The 20,495-nt window shown below is 67.3% G+C and carries 16 protein-coding genes; 8 read left to right on the top strand and 8 right to left on the bottom strand.

The window, feature by feature from the left end:
• Positions 1-30 precede the first annotated feature (30 nt).
• Both ACW5IY_RS05005 and ACW5IY_RS05000 read right to left on the bottom strand, forming a co-directional pair.
• Positions 31-2,052: an esterase/lipase family protein gene (locus ACW5IY_RS05005; RefSeq protein WP_049434409.1), complete on the bottom strand. Its 2,022-nt coding sequence runs from the start codon at positions 2,050-2,052 to the stop codon at positions 31-33.
• The gene (locus ACW5IY_RS05000; RefSeq protein ID WP_100049896.1) at positions 2,052-3,026 is read right to left on the bottom strand and encodes an Lnb N-terminal periplasmic domain-containing protein; all 975 of its coding nucleotides are present in this window, start codon (positions 3,024-3,026) and stop codon (positions 2,052-2,054) included. The genes ACW5IY_RS05005 and ACW5IY_RS05000 overlap by 1 nt, the downstream gene beginning before the upstream one ends.
• Positions 3,027-3,198: 172 nt before the next feature.
• On the opposite strand from ACW5IY_RS05000, the gene ACW5IY_RS04995 reads away from it, so the two are divergent.
• Entirely contained in the window at positions 3,199-3,603 is a 405-nt protein-coding gene (locus ACW5IY_RS04995; RefSeq protein ID WP_049434405.1) for a GFA family protein, read from the top strand.
• A gap of 272 nt (positions 3,604-3,875) precedes the next feature.
• Here the strand turns inward: ACW5IY_RS04995 and ACW5IY_RS04990 are convergent, their stop codons facing one another.
• Both ACW5IY_RS04990 and ACW5IY_RS04985 read right to left on the bottom strand, forming a co-directional pair.
• A complete protein-coding gene (locus tag ACW5IY_RS04990) occupies positions 3,876-6,977 on the bottom strand; it encodes an efflux RND transporter permease subunit (RefSeq protein WP_049434403.1) in 3,102 nt (1,033 codons plus the stop codon).
• A 4-nt stretch (positions 6,978-6,981) separates the two neighbouring features.
• Positions 6,982-8,169, bottom strand: a complete 1,188-nt coding sequence (locus ACW5IY_RS04985; protein WP_049434401.1) for an efflux RND transporter periplasmic adaptor subunit — start codon at positions 8,167-8,169, stop codon at positions 6,982-6,984.
• A 156-nt stretch (positions 8,170-8,325) separates the two neighbouring features.
• Between ACW5IY_RS04985 and ACW5IY_RS04980 the strand changes: the two genes are divergently transcribed.
• The 3 genes from ACW5IY_RS04980 (at position 8,326) to ACW5IY_RS04970 (ending at position 12,564) form a co-directional block, all read left to right on the top strand.
• Positions 8,326-9,009, top strand: coding sequence for a response regulator transcription factor (locus ACW5IY_RS04980; RefSeq protein ID WP_049434398.1), 684 nt, complete (start codon positions 8,326-8,328; stop codon positions 9,007-9,009).
• The gene (locus ACW5IY_RS04975; protein ID WP_100049895.1) at positions 8,996-10,372 is read left to right on the top strand and encodes a sensor histidine kinase; all 1,377 of its coding nucleotides are present in this window, start codon (positions 8,996-8,998) and stop codon (positions 10,370-10,372) included. Before ACW5IY_RS04980 ends, ACW5IY_RS04975 begins: the two co-directional genes overlap by 14 nt.
• Before the next feature lie 98 nt (positions 10,373-10,470).
• The gene (locus tag ACW5IY_RS04970) at positions 10,471-12,564 is read left to right on the top strand and encodes a TonB-dependent siderophore receptor (RefSeq protein WP_049434395.1); all 2,094 of its coding nucleotides are present in this window, start codon (positions 10,471-10,473) and stop codon (positions 12,562-12,564) included.
• Between the two features lie 44 nt (positions 12,565-12,608).
• Here the strand turns inward: ACW5IY_RS04970 and ACW5IY_RS04965 are convergent, their stop codons facing one another.
• The 3 genes from ACW5IY_RS04965 to ACW5IY_RS04955 form a co-directional block, all read right to left on the bottom strand.
• Complete coding sequence (locus ACW5IY_RS04965) at positions 12,609-13,496, bottom strand: LysR family transcriptional regulator (protein WP_049434392.1); 888 nt, start codon at positions 13,494-13,496, stop codon at positions 12,609-12,611.
• Positions 13,497-13,534: 38 nt separating this feature from the next.
• Complete coding sequence (locus tag ACW5IY_RS04960; protein WP_049434390.1) at positions 13,535-14,416, bottom strand: SDR family NAD(P)-dependent oxidoreductase; 882 nt, start codon at positions 14,414-14,416, stop codon at positions 13,535-13,537.
• A gap of 158 nt (positions 14,417-14,574) precedes the next feature.
• The gene (locus tag ACW5IY_RS04955) at positions 14,575-15,438 is read right to left on the bottom strand and encodes a DMT family transporter (RefSeq protein WP_049434388.1); all 864 of its coding nucleotides are present in this window, start codon (positions 15,436-15,438) and stop codon (positions 14,575-14,577) included.
• 132 nt (positions 15,439-15,570) lie between these two features.
• Here ACW5IY_RS04955 and ACW5IY_RS04950 point away from each other — a divergent pair, with 132 nt between their 5' ends.
• A complete protein-coding gene (locus tag ACW5IY_RS04950; RefSeq protein WP_049434385.1) occupies positions 15,571-16,950 on the top strand; it encodes an aminotransferase-like domain-containing protein in 1,380 nt (459 codons plus the stop codon).
• A 135-nt stretch (positions 16,951-17,085) separates the two neighbouring features.
• The gene (locus tag ACW5IY_RS04945) at positions 17,086-17,760 is read left to right on the top strand and encodes a class I SAM-dependent methyltransferase (RefSeq protein ID WP_049434382.1); all 675 of its coding nucleotides are present in this window, start codon (positions 17,086-17,088) and stop codon (positions 17,758-17,760) included.
• A gap of 3 nt (positions 17,761-17,763) precedes the next feature.
• On the opposite strand, the gene smqnr is transcribed toward ACW5IY_RS04945, so the two are convergent.
• The gene (smqnr, locus tag ACW5IY_RS04940) at positions 17,764-18,411 is read right to left on the bottom strand and encodes a SmQnr family pentapeptide repeat protein (protein ID WP_049434380.1); all 648 of its coding nucleotides are present in this window, start codon (positions 18,409-18,411) and stop codon (positions 17,764-17,766) included.
• Between the two features lie 160 nt (positions 18,412-18,571).
• On the opposite strand from smqnr, the gene ACW5IY_RS04935 reads away from it, so the two are divergent.
• Together ACW5IY_RS04935 and ACW5IY_RS04930 are read left to right on the top strand one after the other, a co-directional pair.
• Positions 18,572-19,348: a DeoR/GlpR family DNA-binding transcription regulator gene (locus ACW5IY_RS04935; RefSeq protein ID WP_049434378.1), complete on the top strand. Its 777-nt coding sequence runs from the start codon at positions 18,572-18,574 to the stop codon at positions 19,346-19,348.
• A gap of 11 nt (positions 19,349-19,359) precedes the next feature.
• The gene (locus ACW5IY_RS04930; RefSeq protein ID WP_049434376.1) at positions 19,360-20,493 is read left to right on the top strand and encodes an MFS transporter; all 1,134 of its coding nucleotides are present in this window, start codon (positions 19,360-19,362) and stop codon (positions 20,491-20,493) included.
• The last annotated feature ends 2 nt before the right edge of the window (positions 20,494-20,495 follow it).

Raw genomic sequence — 20,495 nt, 5'->3', positions numbered from 1 at the left:
CATTGCGGGATTGCCGGCCAGAGGCCGGCACTACCGGGTGCCAGTCCCCATGTCATCGATATCCCGGTGCAGGATGCGCCGCACCTCCAGCACCGCCTGCGGGGTCTCCTGCACGCTGTGGCCGGAAATGACCACCTTTTCGGACAATGCACCCGGCAGGTGCGCGCTCCAGTACGGCACCAGCCCGTCATCGGACTTCTCCACCGGCAGTTCCGGTTTGCGCTGGGCGATGATCGAGTGGTACTTCAGGCCCGCTTCGATCGGCAGCTGTGCGGCGGCCTTCACGAACGGATCGCTGGCCTTGAGGTTGTCGATGCTGTTCGGAATCTTCGGCTTGGCGGTGCCATCGACCTGCTGCTCGGCCTGCGCCAGTGCCATGAACACGTCCTCGAACTTGCCGAGAATGGTCAGCGGCAGGCGCACCAGGCGACCGATCAGGCGGCCGACCTTGTTGCCGGCGATGTCGGTACCCTGGTGCGGCGCGGCGATGAAGATCGCACGTTCCACGTTCGGCTGTGCCTTGAAATGCAGCAACGGCCCCAGCTTGTTCTGCACCCGCTTCAGCCGTTCACCCTTCAGGTCGTAGTTGGCCAGCAGGTCATTCCACAGCACGTCGCCCGAGTCGCTCACCAGCAGCCGGGCCAGTACACCGCCCATGCTGTGGCCGATGTAGACCATGTCCTTCGATGCACGCGTGCTGCCGTTGGGGTCGAAATGCTTCAGCGTATCGTTGAACGCATTGGCGATCTCGTAGCGGTTCAGTGCGATCGGCGCATTGGTCGGGTAATAGACCTGCCACACCTGGAACTGCTGGCGCAGCTCGGGATCACCCATGATCTCGTTGGCCAGGTTCACCCAGGCTTCCGGGCTGCTGGCCAGGCCATGCAGCATGAAGATGATGCGCCGGTTCGGGTCCCAAGGCTGCATCAGGTAGATGTGCGGTTCGCCGATGCCCTCGCTCATGCCGAACAGGGTGCGCAGCGACTGCCGGGCGAAGCCACTCTGCGCCAGCCACAGGCCATAGGCCGCGGTGAAGTTGCCGGCCAGCGGTACCTGCTCACCGTGCAGGGTGATGCGCTCGGTGGCTTCCGGCGAATAGGCATCCAGCTCGACCCGGCGCGTGCGCATCACGTCTTCCAGGCTGCTGCCCTCGAAACGCAGCAGTGCGGTGACGTTGATCGAGGACATCTCACTGAACTCGGGCACCGAATCGTCATGGCGATGACGACGGCCACGGTGCGCGTCGTCGCCGTCGTCCTGCGTGGTCTCGGCCTTCGGGCCATCGGGTTCGATCACCGGCGCGACCAGCTTCGGCGGATCCATCACCATCACCAGCTCGGCGCCGAAACCATCGCGGCGATAAGTGCTGCGCAGGCCGACGAAACTGACGGTACCGGCCGGCACCAGCTGCGCCGGGATGCTCTTCAGGTTCAACTGCTGGTAGTTGGAGGCCAGCGACCAGCTGCCGACCGAGACCGGCTTCGTGTAGTCCTCGCCGGCCAGTGCCGCCGCACGCGCACGCACGAACAGCACCACCGCTGCTTTCTCGGCCGCGTAGTTGTAGTAGTCGCGCACCTGCGTCTGGCGATCCTCGAAGGCACGGTCGGACGGTGAGCGGCCACTGTAGAACAGGTAGGCATAGGCATAGCGCGCGGCTTCCAGCCAGGCATCCAATGCCGCATCACTCATCGGCGGGTCGCCGGCGGCAGTCTTCTTCGGCGTCATCGCCAGCGCGGCCTTCACCCACAATTCGGACAGCGCCGACAGCCGCTGCTCGACATTGAGGTCATCGGTCATCAGCAGCGTGCTGCGGCAGACCAGAAAGTCCTTCTCGCACTGCGACTCGTCCAGGCCCGCCGCGCTGAGCGTTTCGCGCGCGGCCGGGCTGAGCTTGCCGGTGTTGAGCACATCCGCGCGCTTGTTGACCAGCGAATCGCTGGACTTGACCTGCTTGACGGTCACCATCGCACAGCCGCTGCTGCCCAGCAGCAGGAAGGCGGCAAGCAGCGCCGGCAACATGCGCTGCCAGCGGGTCAGAAAGAGTTGGGTCATTACTGCGGGTCCTGCTCGGCGCCGGGCACGCCCTGGCGGATCACGGTGGAGAAGTGCGGGCCATCACCCAGGTCCAGCGCGCGCTGGGTGATGCGGCCCTTGGCATGCAGCTCGGTGTACGGCACGCCTGGAGTGAGCGCGCCGACCTCCTGCGCGTACTCGGCCAGGTAACCGGACAGCAGCAGGCGGTAATCCAGCGGCAGGCGCGGTGCGATGTGACGGGCCAGGTCGAAGACGATCGTGGTGCAGTTGCTGGTCAGCGTGTTGTAGAAGCCCGGTTTCGCATCCAGTTCCCGGGCCTGTGCGATGTACGCGGCGAACAGTTCCTTCAGCTGCGCGCGGTCCATGCCATGCAGGCGGTACAGGTAGACATCCTCGCCACGCGCGTTGGTGCGTGTGCGGATGATGTCGGTCTCCTCCGAAGCCACCAGGGTCATCTCGAACTTGCGGAAGAAGCCACCCAGCGCCGAGAACGACTCACCGCGCTCCTTGCGGATCTCCAGCGAGAACACCACGTGGCGACCGTCCTCGAAGCCGAACGAGATCAGGGTGTGGGCGATGGCCGGGCCCATCCAGTACGACAGCACCAGGTCGGCCGAGCGCAGCTGGTCCAGGTCGTACTCGCGGCGCACCCAGTGTGCGTCGTAGTCGGTTTCGGTGCGCCAGCTGAAGTCACGCACATTGTCCAGCACGACGTGGCGGCCATCGAAGGACACCACGTGCAGGCGCTGGGCCACGTCATCGGCCCACAACCGGTCCTGGCGCGGGGTCAGCAGCAGCCACCACAGGCCGGCCAGTGCCAGCGATGCCCCGAACACCAGGCCCAGGCGGCGCGAGGCACGGCCCCGCGCGACCCGCCACGACGCCCACAGCGCCACCAGCAGCCACAGCCCGGCGACGCCGGTGGCCAGCCAGCCCGGCCCCGGCAACTGATAGGCCAGCAGCCCGGTCACCCACAGCGCCAGCAGCGCCATGGCACTTCCTGTCATCCATCGTCCTGCGGCGTTCACTGGCATCCTGTCGCGGTCTTGAAGCCGCATAGTTAGCCACAAGCGGGTTCACCGTGGCATCTACGGCCCGTTCAGGCAGGCCGGCGCACCGTCGGCGGCGGCCTCTGCGGCTTCGTTTCACCTCATAGGAGCACTGATGGGCATCACGTCCGTGGCCGGCGTTCCGGTCCAACCCCGGCATCGCGCCACCTGCCACTGCGGCACGGTCGAACTGCTGCTGGACCTGCCTGACGGCATCGTCGACCCGCGCCGCTGTGACTGCTCGATGTGCCGCCGCCGTGGCGCCATCGCCGCCAGCGTCACACGCGCGGGCCTGCAGGTGGTGCGCGGGCAGAACCACCTGCAGCTGTACCAGTTCAACACGCATGTGGCCGAGCACTACTTCTGCGGCGTGTGCGGCATCTACACCCACCACCGGCGTCGTTCCAACCCGGACCAGTACGGCTACAACGTGGCCTGCCTGGAGGGCATCGACCCGTTCGCACTGGGCATCATTCCGGTCAACGACGGGGTCAACCACCCGGCCGACCGCGGCGACTAGCCTAGTGGCGCGTCCGCCGTGGCGGTGCGGCGACCTTCTGCCACGGCGCCATGCCACTGCGGCCGGCCCGCACCGGGCGTTTCAGCCACGGGCGACGAGGCGTCGCCTGCGGTTCGGCAGCGACCGGGGGAGGGACAGGTCTGCGGCCGGGCCAGAGATGATCGAGCAGCCACATGGCGGGTCTCCGTGGGGGACGGGGACGACCTACGCTAGCGACAGTTGGGCAAAGGACGGGTGATGGTGCTGCGGCAGCCAGATGACAGCCGCGCCCATCAGTCCTGCGGCCGTGACCGGCCGAGGCGGCGCACCAGCACGAAGAACAACGGCACCAGCACCACCGCCAGCACCGTGCCGGAGACCATGCCGCCAATCACGCTCATGCCGATCTCACGGCGACTGACCGCACCGGCACCGGTGGCCAACGCCAACGGAATCACACCGGCCACAAAGGCCAACGACGTCATCACGATCGGACGCAGGCGCAGGCGTGCGCCCTGCAGCGCCGCCTCCACCGCAGAACTGCCGGCGCGATAACGGGCCTCGGCAAACTCAACGATCAGGATCGCATTCTTGGCTGACAGGCCGATGGTGGTCAGCAGGCCGACCTGGAAGTAGATGTCGTTGACGAAGCCCGCCGCCGTGGTCGCCAGCACGGTACCGATCACGCCCAAGGGGATCACCAGCACCACCGCCACCGGTACCGTCCAGCTCTCATAGAGCGCCGCCAGGCACAGGAAAATGAAAGCGATGGAGGCGGTGTACAGCCACAGCGTCTGGTTGCTGGCCAGTTGCTCCTGGTAGGACAGGCCGCTCCACTGCAGGTCGAATCCGGGTTGATCGGCAACCAGCGCCTGCATGCGCTGCATCGCCTCGCCCGAGCTACGCCCTTCCGCGGCGCTGCCCTGGATCTGCATCGCCGGCAGGCCGTTGAAACGCTGCTGCAGCTGCGGCCCGCGCGCCCAGTGGCTGCTGGCGAAGCTGGCGAACGAGGCCATCTGGCCATTGCCACCGCGCACATACCACTGGCCGATGTCGTCGGGCACGCTGCGGTAGGGCTGGTCACCCTGCATGTAGACCCGCTTGACCCGGCCACGGTCGAGGAAGTCGTTGATGTAGCTGCCGCCCCAGGCCGCCGACAGGGTGGAATTGATATCGGCCTGGGACAGCCCCAGCGCGCTGGCCTGCGCATGGTCGATGTCCAGCCGCAGCTCGGCCTTGTCGCCGAGGCCGTTCAGGCGCACCGAGGTGAGCCCATCGTCTTCGCCGGCCGCACGCACCACCTGTTCCTGCGCTGCCTGCAGGGCCACGCGCCCGGCCGCACTGGTGTCCTGCAACCACAGTTCGAAGCCGCTGGACTGGCCCAGTCCACGCACTGCCGGCGGTGCCAGTACATTGACCCTGGCATCCGGCAAGCTGCGGAAGTAGGCATTGGCACGCGTGATGATCGCCGCAGCGGTGTTGTCGCCCGTGCGCTCATCCCAGGGTTTCAGGGCGAGAAAACCCTGCCCCGCGTTCTGGCCGGTGCCGGCATTGTTGCGGCCGACCACCACGAACACCACGTCCAGGTTCTGCTTCTCGTGCTCCATGAAGTAGCGGCTGATCTGCTCGCCCAGCGCTTCGGTACGCGCCATCGGCGTGCCCTCCGGCGTGGAGAACTGGAAGGTCACCTGTCCCTGGTCTTCCACCGGCAGGAAGCCGGTGGGCATGCGCGCGTACAACGCAATCATGGCGACCACCAGCAGCAGGTAGAACGCCATCCAGCGCCGCGGCCGGGCGACCACGCCACCGAGCTTTCCCTGATAGGCCAACTGGCTGCGCTCGACTCCTCGGTTGAACGCCCTGAAGAAGCGGCCCTGCGGTTTCTGCGCCGAAGATGGCTTGAGCAGGGTCGCGCACAGCGCCGGGGTCAGCGTCAGCGCGACCAGCGCCGACAGCGCCATCGCAGATGCAATGGTGATCGAGAACTGGCGGTAGATGATGCCGGTGGAACCACCGAACAGGGCCATCGGCAGGAACACCGCGCCCAGCACCACGGTGATGCCGATCAGCGCGCCGGTGATCTCGCCCATCGATTTTTCGGTGGCCTCGCGTGGCGGCAGGTGCTCGTCGTGGATGATGCGCTCCACGTTCTCCACCACCACGATCGCATCGTCGACCAGCAGGCCGATCGCCAGCACCATCGCGAACAGGGTGAGCGTGTTGATCGTGAATCCGGCGACCGCCAGCACGCCGAACGTGCCCAGCAGCACCACCGGCACCGTGATCGCGGGGATCAACGTGGCACGCAGGTTCTGCAGGAACAGGAACATCACCACGACCACCAGCACGATGGCTTCGATGAGGGTATGGATGACCCCCTCGATCGAGACCCGCACGAACGGTGTGCTGTCACGCGGATAGGCCACCTGCAGCCCCGGCGGGAAGGTCGGCCGCAGCCGTTCGATCTCCGCGCGCACGGCATCGGCAGTGGCCAGTGCATTGGCACCGGAGGCCAGGGTCACCGAGAAGCCGGCCGCCGGATAGCCGTTGAGATAGCTGCTGGTCTGGTAGTTCTCGGCACCGATCTCCACCCGTGCCACGTCGCCCAGATGCACTGCAGCGCCGCTGGGAAGCGTGCGCAGGATGATCGCGCGGAACTGTTCGGGCGTCTGCAGCCGCGACTGTGCGGTGACGGTGGCATTCAGGCTCTGCGTTGCGCTGGATGGCAACGCCCCCAGCTCACCGGCCGTGACCTGGGTGTTCTGGGCCTGGATGGCCGTACGCACGTCGGCCGGCATCAGGTCGTAGGCACGCAGCTTGTGCGGGTCCAGCCACACGCGCATCGCATACGCCGAGCCGAACACATTGATCTCGCCCACACCCGGAATGCGGCTGATCGGATCCTGCACGTTGCTGACCAGGAAGTCGGAAACGTCCACCCGTTCCATGCGCCGGCTGGTGTCATACAGCGAGACCACCATCAACGAATCGCCCTGCGACTTGGCGACCGTCACGCCCTGCTGCTGCACTTCCTGCGGCAGCCGGTTGATGGCCTGGTTGACGCTGTTCTGCACCTGGACCTGGGCGATATCCGGATTGGCGCTCTGGTCGAAGGTGACCGTGATCCGCGCCTGCCCCGATGACGAACTGGTCGACGAGAAATACAGCAGATGGTCGATGCCCTTGATCTGCTGTTCGATCACCTGGGTGACGCTGTCTTCCACCGTCTGCGCCGAAGCACCTGTGTAGTTGGCGGTGATGTTGACCTGCGGCGGTGCGATGTCCGGGTACTGCTCCACCGGCAGCTGGCTGACGGCAATCGCGCCGAAGGCCATGATGCAGATCGCCAGCACCCAGGCAAATACCGGGCGGTGGATGAAGAAGCGCGGCAGCATGGGCTCAGTCCTTCCCGGCCGCTGCCGGCGTGACTGCCCCAGCGGGCTTCACCTGCACCGCCATGCCATCGGAGAGCCCCTGTGCGCCGGCCACGACCACCCGTTCGCCGGCAGCGATGCCATCCAGCACCAGCCACTGGTCGCCAATCGCGCGCGCGGTACGGAACAGGCGCAGCTTCGCCTTGCCGCCCTCATCCACCACCCACACCTGCGCCTCGCCCTTCGGGCTGCGGTCCACTGCAGACTGCGGCACCAGCAGCGCCTGCCGCTGCGTGCCCTGCCCCACCTGCGCCCGCACGTACATTCCCGGCAGCAGCTGCCCGGCGGGATTGGGAAACCGTGCACGCAGGGTGATGCTGCCGGTTTCCTGCTGCACGTCGATGTCGGCAAATTCCAGGGTGCCGGGCAACGGATACGCACTGCCATCGGACAGCCGCAGCCGCACCGCAGCGGTGGTGGCCTGCACGCCACCGTCGGCGATCGCGCGGCGCAAGGCCAGGTACTCGTTGCTGGACTGGGTGATGTCCACGTTCATCGGGTCGACCTGCTGGATCCGCGCCAGCGGGTCGGCCTGGCCGGAGGTGACCAGCGCCCCCGGTGTGAACAGCGCACGACCGATGCGCCCGGCAATCGGCGCGGTCACCGTGGCAAAACCAAGCCGCGTACGAGCGGTATCCAGGCTCGCCTGTGCCGCCTGCACCGCGGCTGCGGCCTGCTGCCCACTGGCGATGGCGTCATCCACGTCCTGGCGCGCGGCCAGCTGCTCGCCGCCCAGCGCTTGCATCCGTTGCGCGCGCAGGCGTGCGGTGACTGCCGCCGCTTCGGCGGTTTTCAGGTTGGCCTGAGCCTGATTCAGCGCCGCTTGGTACAGGGCCGGTTCGATCTGGAACAAAGGCTGCCCGGCACGCACGGTTTCGCCCTCCTCGAACAGGCGTTTCACCAGCACGCCATCCACCTGCGGGCGCACATCCGACTCCTGCGATGCGATGGTTCGCCCCGGCAGCTCCTGTTCCATCGCCAGCGGCCTTTCCTGCAGGGTCAGCACCTCCACCTCGTGAAGCCTGCCGGCCGGCTTGGGCGCATCCTTGCCGCAGGCCGTCAACAGGCCGAGCAGAACGAGCGCAAGCAGCAGCGGCCGTCGGAGCCGCGGTGGCCGGGCGTGGTGTGGCAACGGGGTGGGCAGGAGGTTCATCGGGTGCCGGGGTTCCGCGCGCCGGGGGGAGACGCTCGGCGCCGAATATAGAAGACCCGTGCGCGGAATCCGGCGAATCGCGCATGAAACATTTTTCATTTGCAGTCACCGCGAGCGGTTGCGAGGATGGCAGCCATCCAACCTGCACACTGGCCCATGCCGCGCGTACTCACCATCGAGGACGATCTTGTCACTGCGGAGGAAATCGCAACCGAGCTGCGCAGCCATGGCTTCGAGGTCGACGTTGCCGTTGATGGCACTGCCGGCCTCGCATTGGCGCGTGCGGGCGACTACGCGGTGATCACCCTGGACCGCATGCTGCCCGGCATTGATGGCCTGGCGCTGGTCACTGCGCTGCGGCGCGAAGGAATCGTCACCCCCGTACTGATGATCAGCGCGCTGTCGGACGTGGACGAGCGCGTGCGTGGCCTGCGTGCAGGCGGCGACGATTACCTGACCAAGCCGTTCGCCTCGGATGAGATGGCGGCCCGCGTGGAGGTATTGATCCGTCGCCAGAGCCAGGCTGCCGCCATCGACAACGTACTGCGCGCCGGTGACCTGGAACTGGACCTGATGACCCGTTCGGCGCGACGCGGGGGCCACGAGATTGCGCTGCTGCCCACCGAGTTCAAACTGCTCGAATTCCTGGTCCGCAATGCCGGCCAGGTGGTCACCCGCAGCATGCTGTTCCAGGAAGTCTGGGGCTATCACTTCGACCCCGGCACCAACCTGATCGACGTCCACATCGGCCGCGTGCGCAAGCGCATCGAGCAGCCGGGCCGCCCGCAACCCATCACCACCGTACGTGGAACCGGCTATGTCTTCGATGCGCAATCCTGACCAGTGGCGCTCGTCCAGCAGCCGCCTGCTCGGGTTGTACTGCATCCTGTTCGTGGCCTGGTCGAGCCTGCTGCTGGGGGTGATGTACTGGCGCATCTCGGACTACCTCAATGACCTGACCGAATCCGGCCTGCAGCAGCGCGCCCATCTGTTCATGGCATTCGACGGCCAGGCACTGGACGATGCGTTGCGCGACAGCCAGCGCTTCGACCTGCACCAGGTCTATACCTACGGATTGTTCAGCGGCGACGGCGCGCCATTGGCTGGACCGCTGACCGCCATCCCAGCGGGACTGCCGCTGGATGGCAGCTCGCACCCGGTGGAAGGCTGGACATTGGTCGATGGAAAGCACGAGAGCGGCGGCAGCGCGCTTGGCGTAGCGACCCGGGATGGGCGGACGCTGGTGTTCGTGCGCCAGAACGGCAAGCTCATGGCGGTCAACAGCATCATTCTCGATGCACTGCTGTGGGGCGTGTCGCTGACCGTCATCCCTGGCCTGGTCGGCTGGCATCTGCTGCGCCGACGCCCGCTGAAGCGGATCCAGCAGATCGAAGCGGCCACCAGCCGCATCGTCGCCGGCGACCTCGGCCAGCGCCTGCCGGTATCCAACCGTCGCGACGAGATCGATCGGCTGTCGAGCATCGTCAATGCCATGCTGGAACGCATCGAGCAGCTGATGACCGAGGTCAAAGGCGTGTGCGACAGCATCGCCCATGATCTGCGCACCCCGCTCACCCGACTGCGGGCGCATCTGTACCGCATGCGCGTCGGCCTGGACGAACAGGATCCGCATGCAGACCCGCTGGACAGGGCATTGGCGGAAACGGACATGCTGATGGCGCGCTTCACCGCGCTGCTGCGGGTATCCGAACTGGAAAGCCACCAGCGGCGTTCGGCCTTCGACGAGGTCGACCTAGCCGAGCTGCTGCAGGAACTGCACCAGTTCTACCTGCCACTGGCCGAAGAGAAGCAGCAGTTGCTGGAACTGCAGGTGGATCCACAGGTCGGCCTGCTGCGCGGCGACCGTGAGCTGTTGTTCGAAGCGGTGGCGAACCTGCTGTCCAACGCCCTGCAGTTCACCCCTGCGCACGGCCGCATCCTGCTGCGTGCGGTCGATGATCACGGCGCGCCGAGGATCGATGTGATCGACAATGGACCCGGCATCCCGCCGCAGGATCGCACGCTGATCTACCAGCGCTTCTTCCGCGGCAGCAGCAGTGCCGGCCAGGGACCTGGATTCGGCTTGGGCCTGTCGATCGTGGCTGCTATTGCCGGCCTGCACGGCTTCCGGCTGCGCGCGGGCAGCGCCCCGGGCGGCGGCGCCTGGCTGAGCATCCGCGGCGCCTCGGACGGCCTGCCCTGACACCGGGCCTGGGTAACTCAATCGCATTTGGGAATCATTTGTATTTGCAGACACGCATCCGGATAATCCGCCGTCACCGCCTTCCCGGATTCCTGACGATGCCCGCCCTGTCGCCGCGCCGCCCGCTGCTGTACACGCTCGCCCTGCCCACCCTGCTGGCCTCGGCCATCGCCCAGGCCCAGGACGGCCCGGCGGCACGCACCCTGGACAAGGTGACCGTGGTGGCCGAGCGGGCCAGCACCGCGACCAAGACCGACACCGCCCTGACCGAGACGCCGCAGGCGATCAGCGTGGTCACCCAGCAGCTGTTCACCGATCGCGGCGCGCACAACCTGCAGGAAGTGCTGCGCTACAGCGCCGGCGTCACCGCCGATGCCTGGGGCCTGGATACCCGCAACGACGCGACCTCGGTACGCGGGCTGGACCCCGTGCAGTACCAGGATGGCCTGCGCCGCAGCTACGGGTTCAGCCCGCTCGCCCGCCCGGAGATCTACGGCCTGGAACGCGTGGAAGTACTGCGCGGCCCGTCCTCGGTGCTGTACGGTGCCGGCGCCACCGGCGGCATCATCAATGTGATGAGCAAGCGCCCGACCTTTGGCACCCTCACGGGCGAGGTCGGCGTGCAGTTCGGCAGCTTCGACCGCAGGCAGCTGCAGGGTGACATTGGCGGCGCCTTGAACGATGCCGGTACGGTTGCCGGTCGCTTCGTCGGGCTGATGCGTGAATCGAACATGCAGACCGATGTACTCAACGATGACCGCATCTACCTGGCGCCCTCGATCAGCTGGCGCGGCGAACGCAGCACGCTGACCCTGCTGGCCAGCTACCAGCACGACAGGACCGGCTCCAGCCAGCAGTTCCTGCCGCTGGCAGCGACCCTGCTGGCGCCGCCGGGCCGCCGCCTGGACACCTCCACCTTCATCGGCCACCCCGGCTTTGATCGCATCGATTCGCGCGTCTACAGCCTGACCGCGCTGTTCGACCACAGCTTCAATGACGTGCTCAGCCTGCGCTCGGCGGTGCGTTACATCGATGGCAGGACCACCCTGCAGCAGATGTACGTGGACAGCTACAGCAATCCGGCAGATCCCTTCATCGACGCCGACCGCCGCGTGGTCAACCGCACCGCCTACGGCACCCGCCCCGACGTGCAGATCTTCAGCGCCGACAATGCGCTGCAGTTCGATTTCGCCACCGGTGCCTTCCAGCATCTGCTGCTGGCCGGTGTGGACTACAGCCAGTACAAGGAGCAGCTGCAGCGGCTGGACGCCACCGGCACGCCGATCGACATCTACACCCCGGTATCGGTCGCACCGATCGTGCGTGGCTGGGATCGTCAGCCGGACCAGACCTCCACCCAGCTGGGTGTCTATGTGCAGGACCAGATCCGCTGGGCCGACCGCGTCTCGCTGGTGCTGGGCGCGCGCCGCGACCATGCGCGCTCGAAGACCGAAGGCCAACCCAGCCAGACCGACAACGCCACCACCTACCGCGCCGGCCTGATCGGTGACCTCGGCGCCGGAGTATCGCCCTACCTGAGCTACAGCGAATCGTTCCTGCCGGTCACTGGCCAGGACCTGTTCGGCCAGGCCTTCAAACCAATGCGTGGCCGCCAGAGCGAGGCCGGCATCAAGTGGCAACCGGCACGCAATCTGCTGCTGACGATGGCGGCGTACCGCATCACCGAAACCAACCGGCAGACCAACGATCCGGACAACGTGCTGAACGTGGTGCAGACCGGGCAGATCCGCTCCAAGGGCCTCGAGCTGGAAGGCCAGTTCCAGTTCGCCAACGACCTGACGATCACCGCCGCCGTCGCGCGCAATGAGGCCGAAGTCAGCCGCAGCAACTTCGCGCTGGAAGTGGGCCAGCGCCTCAACGACACCCCACAGGACCTGGCCTCGGCCTGGGTGTCCAAGGGCTTCCAGCTGGACGATGCCGCACGCCTGCGCCTGGGCCTGGGCGTGCGCCATGTCGGCAATACGGCGTCGCTGGGCAATGGCGGGCGCATCATCACCCCCAGCTACACGTTGGCCGATGCATTGGTGGAAGTGCAGGTGACCGACTGGACGATGGCATTGAACATCACCAACCTCACCGACAAGCGCTACTACGCCCCGTGCCGCACGTTTGGCGACTGCTTCGCCGGCTACCCGCGCGTAGTCACCGGCACCATCAGCTATCGGTTCTGACCGAGGATCACGCTGACCGCCGATTCAGCAGGTGAACCGGCGGCTCAGCCGCGGGCAGGCAGCTTCGCCACGTCCAGGAAATTGCGCAGCACCGGCGACGCCTGTTCCGGGCGCGTGGAAAACTGCAGGGCGAAACGGGCGGCTTCGCCCTCCAGCACGCGGTAGACGATCTCCTGCGGACGAAAGCTGGCCATGCTGGCCGGCACGATCGCCACGCCGGCGTCCACCGCCACCAGCGACAACACCGCGTGCATGCCCTGCGCTTCCTGTACCACGCGCGGGGTGAATCCCGCCGCCGTGCACAGGCCCAGCACCTGCGCATGGAAGCCGATGCCCTCGCCCGCCGGCCACGAAACGAACGGTTCATCAGCCAGCATCGCCACACTGACCTCCGCCGCATCGGCCAACGCATGTGCACGCGGCAGCGCAATCGCCAGGCGGTCGTGGTCGAAGTCGTGCAGCACCAGCTCGGCGGTGGGAATCGGTGGAATCAGCACGCCTACGTCGATGCGCTGCTCACGCAGCCACAACTGCTGCTGGCGCGAGGTGGCTTCCTGCAGGTGCAACTGCACCTGCGGGTACTGCTGGCGGAAGCGGCGGATCAAACCTGGCAGGCGGCCATACAGCGCACTGCCGACATAGCCTACGCGCAGGCAGCCAGACTGTCCGCTCGCCGCCTCGCGCGTGCGCTGCAACGCCTGCTCAGCCTGCCGCAGCGTTGCACGTGCCTCCACCAGCAACGTCTGCCCGGCCACGGTCAGGCCCAGCGTGCGGTTGCCGCGCACGATCAATTCACTTCCGAGTTCGTCTTCCAGCCGACGTATTGCCGCCGTCAGCGGTGGCTGCGACATGTGCAGGCGGGCCGCAGCGCGGTGGAAATGCAGTTCTTCGGCCACGGCCACGAACTGGCGAAGCAGGCGCAGATCGATCATCTGGGAGCAGGCAGTGAAAACCTGCCTAGGGTACGCCCTCAGCCGCGCGCGTCCACGCTGGCGCGGGCAATGGCCGGCCACTGCAGCGCCACCGACTCGATGCTGTCGGCACTGACCGCACGCAGATCGCGCGGATACGCCACGTGCTCGGCCTCCTGCAGGCGCAGTGCGTGGAACTGGCCATTGCTTGCGCGCAGCACCCAGCCGCCGTCCTGGCAGCGTGTGGATGCCAGATAGGCCACACCTTGCGCAACAGCTTCCGGATGCAGCTCATCGGGCTCACCCTCGATGCCCCACATGCGCGTCTTTGCCACCGGCGAAACCGCATTGACCACGATGCCATGCTCCGCGCCCTCCAGCGCCAGCACATTGACCAGGCCAAGCGCCGCCAGCTTGCCCATCGCATAGGCGGACAGTCCGCGCTGTGCGTACTGCGGATACAGCGCGCGATCCGACGTCGTGATGACGATGCGGCCACCGCCCGCCGCGCGCATCGCCGGCCATGCCGCCTGCGCCAGCCACAGCGGCGTCTTCGCCGCCAGGCACAGCATCTGCTCCAGCGCCTCGTCCTCGATCGCTTCCAGTGGCTGGTACTCGACCCAGCCCGCGTTGTGGATCAGGAAGTCGATGCGGCCGTGCGCCTGCAGCAGTTCCTGCACCAGCGCATGGCAACCGCTGCGATGATCGATGGGACCGCTTGCGGCCTGTACCGCCAGACCCTGCCCCTGCAGCGCCTCGACGCTGCGAAGGATGCGCTGCGGATCGGCGCCTCGGCCATCGGTACCGGCACCGACGTCATGCATCACCACCTGCGCACCGCGCTCGGCCAGCAGGCGACTGTAGGCCAGGCCCAACCCACCCGCGGCACCGGTCACCAGGCCCACCTGGCCCTCGAAGGAAATACGGGAAATCGGCTTCATGGGCACAGCTTCGGCCAAGCGCACTGCCCCGGCCAATACCGTTGACCACCGCCCACGATACGCACCCGCTATCACCGGAAAAAGGGACGGAGGGAGTTAAGTCGTTTCAGGCACAGCAGGGCCAGTTACGACTTAATCCCCTCCGTCCCCTTTTCTGTTCAGCGACTGAAGCGGCGCGCGCCAGCCACGCAGATCACTGCGACCACGGTCACCAGCACCATGCTGAGGCTGACCGATTCGTGCAGCAGCAGCGCGGCCAGGGCCAGGCCGAAGAAGGGCTGCAGCAACTGCAACTGGCCGACGGCGGCGATACCGCCCTGGGCCAGCCCGCGATACCAGAACAGGAAGCCGAGCAGCATGCTGAACACCGCCACATAACCCAGCGCCCACCACGCCGAGGCATCGACCGCGGTGAACGAGGCCGGACGCATCAGCACCGTCAGCGGCAGCATCACCGGCAAGGCCAGCAGCAACGCCCAGCTGATCACCTGCCAGCCGCCGAGATGGCGGGCGAGCCGGCCGCCTTCGGCATAGCCCAGCCCGCACACCACGATCGCCGCCAGCATCAGCAGGTCGGCCTGCAACGAGGCCTCGATGCCGTTGCGCGCGGCATAGCCGACCACGCACGCACTGCCCAGCAGCGAGAACAGCCAGAACGCCGGGCGCGGCCGATCGCCACCCCGCAGTACGCCGAACACCGCAGTGCTCAACGGCAACAGGCCGAGGAACACGATGGTGTGCGCTGATGAGGCGTGGCGCAGGGCAAGCGCGGTCAGCAGCGGGAAGCCGACCACCACGCCGAGGCTGACCACCACCAGCCCCGGCAGGTCACTGCGCCGTGGCCAAGGCTGGCGCAGCATCAGCAGCAGGCCCAGGCCGAGTACCGCAGCGATGGTGGCCCTCGCAGCAGTGACGAATCCGGCATCCAGCTGCAGTACCGCCAGGCGGGTGGCCGGCAATGAGCCGGCAAAGATCACCACGCCAATGAAGCCATTGATCCAACCACTCGCCGACCGTTCCACGCCTATGCTCCTGGGGTGCCGGGCGGCGCCCGGCGGGATCTCCATGGAAGCACCTGCAGCCCGCGCTCCCCAGCTACAATCCAGTACAGTTTCAAATAACTGTACTGCCCACACTTCCAGCACACTTTCGCCATGCCACGCCCGCTTACCCGTATCGAATCGGTCATCCAGGCCGTCCGTACCCGCATCGGCGCGCGGGTGGATGGCCCCGGCTCACGCCTGCCCTCGGTGCGTGCTCAGGCGGCGGCGATGGGCGTGTCGGTCTCCACCGTGGTCGAGGCCTACGAGCGCCTCGCCGCCGAAGGGCTGATCAGCGCCCGTGCCGGTTCCGGCTTCTATGTCAGCGGACCGCCCGCACCGCTCGCTCTGGCCGAAATGGAACCGCGACTGGACCGCGCGGTGGACCCGCTGTGGGTGTCGCGGCAATCGCTGGAAACGCCGCCCGGGCACCTCAAGCCGGGCTGCGGCTGGATGCCCAGCGACTGGCTGTATCACGACGGCATGCGGCGAGGCCTGCGTCGGCTGGCGCGCGGCGATGCTCCCCACCTGGTCGACTACGCCGGCCCGCTCGGCCTTCCGCCGTTGCGCCATCTACTGCAGCGACGTGCCGCCGCGCTTGGCATCGATGCACCCATGGAGCAGATCCTGCTGACCGAATCCGGTACGCACGCGGTCGACCTGATCTGCCGCTTCCTGCTCAAGCCCGGCGACTGCGTGCTGGTGGATGACCCGAGCTACTTCAACTACCACGCGCTGCTGAAAGCGCACCAGGTGCAGGCGGTGGGTGTACCGTACACACACGCCGGCCCGGATCTGGACGCGTTCGCGCAGGCGCTGCAGGAGCACGCGCCGCGGCTGTACATCACCAATTCCGGCCTGCACAACCCGACCGGCGCGATCCTCCCGGCCAGCACCGCGCATCGGCTGTTGGGGCTGGCCGAACGCAGCGAGCTGATCATCATCGAAGACGACATCTTTGCCGACTTCGAGCTGCACCCTGCGCCGCGTCTTGCTGCGCTGGACGGGCTTTCGCGGGTGATCCACGTCGGCAGTTTCTCCAAGACACTGTCGGCCGCTTCGCGCTGTGGCTACATCGCCGCGCGCCACGACTGGATCGAAGCGTTGACCGACCTGAAGCTGGCCACCAGCTTCGGCGGTGGCCATCTGGCGATGCAGTTGATGCACATCGCGCTGACCGACAGTGGCTATCGCCGCCACATGCAATCGGTACGCTCGCGCCTGGCCGACGCGCGCCGGCACACGCTGCGTAAACTGCACACGCTGGGCATCACCCCGTGGCTGCAACCGGAAGCCGGCCTGTTCCTCTGGTGCCAGCTTCCCGATGGCCGCGACGCCGCTGCGCTGGCACGGCAATGCCTGCGCGAAGGCATCGTGCTGGCCCCGGGCAACGCCTTCAGCCAATCGCAGCGCGCGGCCGACTATGTGCGTTTCAACGTTTCGCAGTGCCAGGACCCGAGGATCTGGCAGGTACTGGCGCGCGCGCTGCGTTGAGCTGGTAATGCGCGACCAGCGCATCCACCACCATGCGCACGCCCGGCGACTGGCCGCGACGATGCGGCAGCGGCACGCAATGCCCCCTGCGCGCCGCGCTACAGTGGTATGTCCCCCCGCCGCAGGAATCCGCGCATGTCCACGTTCTCCGACCCGCAGGCGGTGGCCCGCTATGCCGAAGCACCGCTGCGCCAGGTGCCCGGTTTCCTCGCGTTGCAGCAGATGAGCCACCTGCTGCTGGCCGAACGCGTTCCCGCACAGGGCCGCGTGCTGGTACTCGGTGCCGGTGGCGGGCTAGAGCTGAAGGCCTTCGCCGAGGCACAGCCGGGCTGGCAGTTGCTGGGCGTGGATCCGGCCGCACCGATGCTGGCCCTGGCCGAGCTGACACTGGGTCGGCTGATGTCGCGCGTGCAGCTGCTGGAAGGCTACATCGACGATGCGCCCGATCTGCGCTTCGACGGTGCCAGCTGCCTGCTGACCCTGCACTTCCTCGACGCCGCGCAGCGCCTGCACACGCTGCGCGAGCTGCACCGGCGCCTGCAGCCCGGCGCGCCGCTGGTGGTGGCGCACCACAGCGTGCCGCAGGATCCGGCCGGCAAGCTGCGCTGGTTGCAGCGCTACGCGGCGTTCGCCGAAGCCTCGGGGGTTGCCCGCGCCGATGCGCAGCGCGCGATCGAGGCCATTGCCGAGCGGCTGCCGCTGCTGGCGCCCGAGCAGGAGGTCGCACTGCTGCACGAGGCCGGCTTCGACGACGTGGAGCTGTTCTATGCCGGCTTCAGCTTCAAGGGCTGGGTGGCGTACGCCGGGTGATGCCTACGGCACCACCGTGATGCCGATGCGCTGCATCAACAGCGCCACCTGCTGCACGTCCAGCGTGGCGCCGCGCAGGTTGGTGCTGCGCAGGTCCAGCTCGCCCAGCTCGGAGTTGGTCAGATCGCAGTCGGTGAAGTTGGCGCTGTTCCAGTCGATGCCCTCGAACTGGCCGCCGGACAGGTCCGAGCCGGCGAAGCTGGCGCCGCTCACATTCGCACCGTCCCAGCGGTTTTCCCATAGCTCGCACTTCTCCAGCGTCACCCGCGAGAAATTGGCATAGCGCAGGTTCGACTTCTTGATGAAGGCACTGCAGAACCCGCTGCGCGTGGTGATCTGGTTCATGAAGCTGGCGTTGCTGAAGTCCGCGCCCTGCGCACGGCACTCACTGATCTCCAGACCCAGCGCCTTGATGAAACTGAAATGGCACATGCTGATGTCACAGCTGCGGAAACTGGCTTCCTTCAGCGTGGCGCCATTGAAGCGGCAGCCGGCGCGGCTGTCGGCATCGTAGAAACTGCAGTTGATGAACTCGGTGCCGGTCAGGTCCGCGCCTGAAAAATCGCACTCGTGGAACTGCTGATCGACCACTTTCTGGCCGGTGTACTGGTCTGCGCGGATGCGCAGCTTGCGGTGAACGGTCGGGGACATCAGGGATTCCATGCCAGGGGCCCCGCCATGATGCCGGGCCGCAAAGGCGATCCATAGACCCCGGGTGCGGCCCGGTTTACCGGCAGTCCAGCCGCGCTGCGCCTACCCTGCCCAAATGCACGTTGTTGCACGTTAATGCACGAAGATGCAGACTTGCAGCATGAGCTCCGATTCCAGCCCCCTCCCCGCCCAGCGCACCCGGCAGATCCTCGAGGAACTGCGCCAGCAGGGCCGCGTGGTCGCCGCCGAACTGGCGCGCCACTATGCCGTCTCCGAGGATTCGATCCGCCGCGACCTGCGCGAGCTGGCCGCCCAGGGCCTGTGCCAGCGTGTCTACGGTGGTGCCGTGCTGCCACCGCCAAAGGAACGCCCGCTGCGCGAGCGCCTGACCCGCGACCGCGGCGACAAGGCTGAGCTGGCCGCCCGCGTCTGCGCGCTGCTGCAACCCGGCCAGGTCGTACTGCTTGATGCCGGTTCGACCAACCTGGCGATCGCCCAGCAGCTGCCGGCCGCTCTCGGGCTGACGGTGATCACCAATGCCCCGCAGATCGCCACCGCCGCCAGCATGCTTGAAGGCACCTCGGTGCAGCTGATCGGCGGCCGCTTGGCCAGCGGTGGCGGTGCGGTCGGTGCCGAAGCGTTGGCCCAGGTGCAACGCCTGCGTGCCGACGTGTACCTGCCCGGCCCCTGCGCGGTGGACGGCGACACCGGCGTGTGGGCGATGGATGCCGAGGAAGCCACGCTCAAGCGCGCGATGGTGGCCTGCAGCAGCCGCATCATCGTCGCCGCCACCACCGAAAAGCTCGGTGCCCGCGGCCACTGGCAGATCGCCAGCCTCGACGAGATCGACGACCTGGTGCTGACCACCACCGCGCCCCCCGCATTGGCGGCGCGCTTCCGCGCCGCCGGCATCGCGGTACACCCCACTCCGTCCTGACCATACCGCTCATGTCCCTTGCCAACCGCGCGCGTGCCGAACAGCACGCGACCCGCGCTGCGTTCTTCATTCCCGGCTTCGCCACCGCGCTGTGGGCCACCCTGGTGCCGTTCGCAAAGGCACGCACCGGGATCAACGACGCCACGCTGGGGCTGGTGCTGCTCTGCCTCGGTGCCGGTTCGCTGCTGGCGATGCCGTTGTCCGGCGTGCTGGCCGCGCGCCTCGGCTGCCGGCGGGTGATGGTGGCCAGCAGCCTGCTGATCTGCCTGACCGTGCCCGGCCTGGCGCTGGCCGGTTCGGCCTGGTCACTGGGGCTGGTGCTGTTCGTGTTCGGCGCCGCCGTGGGCGCGATGGACTGCACGATGAACGTGCAGGCCGTCATCGTCGAGCGCGAAGCACGGCGCGTGATGATGTCCGGCTTCCATGCCTTCTTCAGCATCGGCGGCTTCCTCGGCGCGGCCACCATGACCGTGCTGCTGTCCGCACAGCTGCCCCCCTTGGCATCGGTGCTGATCGGCGTTGGCGCCATGCTCCTGGTGATGCTGTTGTCGGCGGCGTACTGGCACAGCGAACGCATGCCGCACGACACACCGATGCTGGCCCTGCCGCACGGCATCGTGTTGTTCATCGGCGTGCTGGCGTTCGTCGCCTTCCTCGGCGAAGGCGCGATGCTCGACTGGAGCGCGGTGTTCCTCAGCGATGTACGTCGCGTCGATGCCAGCCTCGCCGGGATCGGCTATGTGACCTTCACCCTGACCATGACCGTCGCGCGCCTGTTCGGCGATGCACTGGTGGCACGCGTGGGCCGCCAGCGTGCGATCGTGTTCGGTGCCCTGCTTGCGGCCGCGGGCGTACTGGTGCTGACCTTGGTCACGCCGTGGCAGGCGTCGCTGCTCGGCTATGTGCTGGTCGGCCTCGGCTGCGCCAACATCGCACCCGCGCTGTTCTCGCTGGCCGGCCACCAGACCCGCATGCCGGGTGCGCTGGCAATCACGGCGGTATCCACGCTGGGCTTTGCCGGCATCCTTGCCGGACCGGCGCTGATCGGATTTGCTGCCAATCACTTCGGCCTGATCGCCGCCTTCATCGGCGTGACCACCGCCTTGTTGCTGGTTGCCCTGTCCACGCGTTGGCTGCGGGTGTAGTC

Source organism: Stenotrophomonas sp. C-A, from assembly GCF_054030835.1.
Note: the sequence above shows the minus strand (reverse complement) of the source record. Positions and strands in the feature narration are given on the sequence as shown.

What these genes read in the sequence shown, in the direction of transcription:
- ACW5IY_RS05005 (WP_049434409.1), bottom strand. Translation starts at nt 2,052, where the DNA reads ATGACCCAACTCTTTCTGACCCGCTGGCAGCGCATGTTGCCGGCGCTG.
- ACW5IY_RS05000 (WP_100049896.1), bottom strand. Translation starts at nt 3,026, where the DNA reads ATGGCGCTGCTGGCGCTGTGGGTGACCGGGCTGCTGGCCTATCAGTTG.
- ACW5IY_RS04995 (WP_049434405.1), top strand. Translation starts at nt 3,199, where the DNA reads ATGGGCATCACGTCCGTGGCCGGCGTTCCGGTCCAACCCCGGCATCGC.
- ACW5IY_RS04990 (WP_049434403.1), bottom strand. Translation starts at nt 6,977, where the DNA reads ATGCTGCCGCGCTTCTTCATCCACCGCCCGGTATTTGCCTGGGTGCTG.
- ACW5IY_RS04985 (WP_049434401.1), bottom strand. Translation starts at nt 8,169, where the DNA reads ATGAACCTCCTGCCCACCCCGTTGCCACACCACGCCCGGCCACCGCGG.
- ACW5IY_RS04980 (WP_049434398.1), top strand. Translation starts at nt 8,326, where the DNA reads ATGCCGCGCGTACTCACCATCGAGGACGATCTTGTCACTGCGGAGGAA.
- ACW5IY_RS04975 (WP_100049895.1), top strand. Translation starts at nt 8,996, where the DNA reads ATGCGCAATCCTGACCAGTGGCGCTCGTCCAGCAGCCGCCTGCTCGGG.
- ACW5IY_RS04970 (WP_049434395.1), top strand. Translation starts at nt 10,471, where the DNA reads ATGCCCGCCCTGTCGCCGCGCCGCCCGCTGCTGTACACGCTCGCCCTG.
- ACW5IY_RS04965 (WP_049434392.1), bottom strand. Translation starts at nt 13,496, where the DNA reads ATGATCGATCTGCGCCTGCTTCGCCAGTTCGTGGCCGTGGCCGAAGAA.
- ACW5IY_RS04960 (WP_049434390.1), bottom strand. Translation starts at nt 14,416, where the DNA reads ATGAAGCCGATTTCCCGTATTTCCTTCGAGGGCCAGGTGGGCCTGGTG.
- ACW5IY_RS04950 (WP_049434385.1), top strand. Translation starts at nt 15,571, where the DNA reads ATGCCACGCCCGCTTACCCGTATCGAATCGGTCATCCAGGCCGTCCGT.
- ACW5IY_RS04945 (WP_049434382.1), top strand. Translation starts at nt 17,086, where the DNA reads ATGTCCACGTTCTCCGACCCGCAGGCGGTGGCCCGCTATGCCGAAGCA.
- smqnr (WP_049434380.1), bottom strand. Translation starts at nt 18,411, where the DNA reads ATGTCCCCGACCGTTCACCGCAAGCTGCGCATCCGCGCAGACCAGTAC.
- ACW5IY_RS04935 (WP_049434378.1), top strand. Translation starts at nt 18,572, where the DNA reads ATGAGCTCCGATTCCAGCCCCCTCCCCGCCCAGCGCACCCGGCAGATC.
- ACW5IY_RS04930 (WP_049434376.1), top strand. Translation starts at nt 19,360, where the DNA reads ATGTCCCTTGCCAACCGCGCGCGTGCCGAACAGCACGCGACCCGCGCT.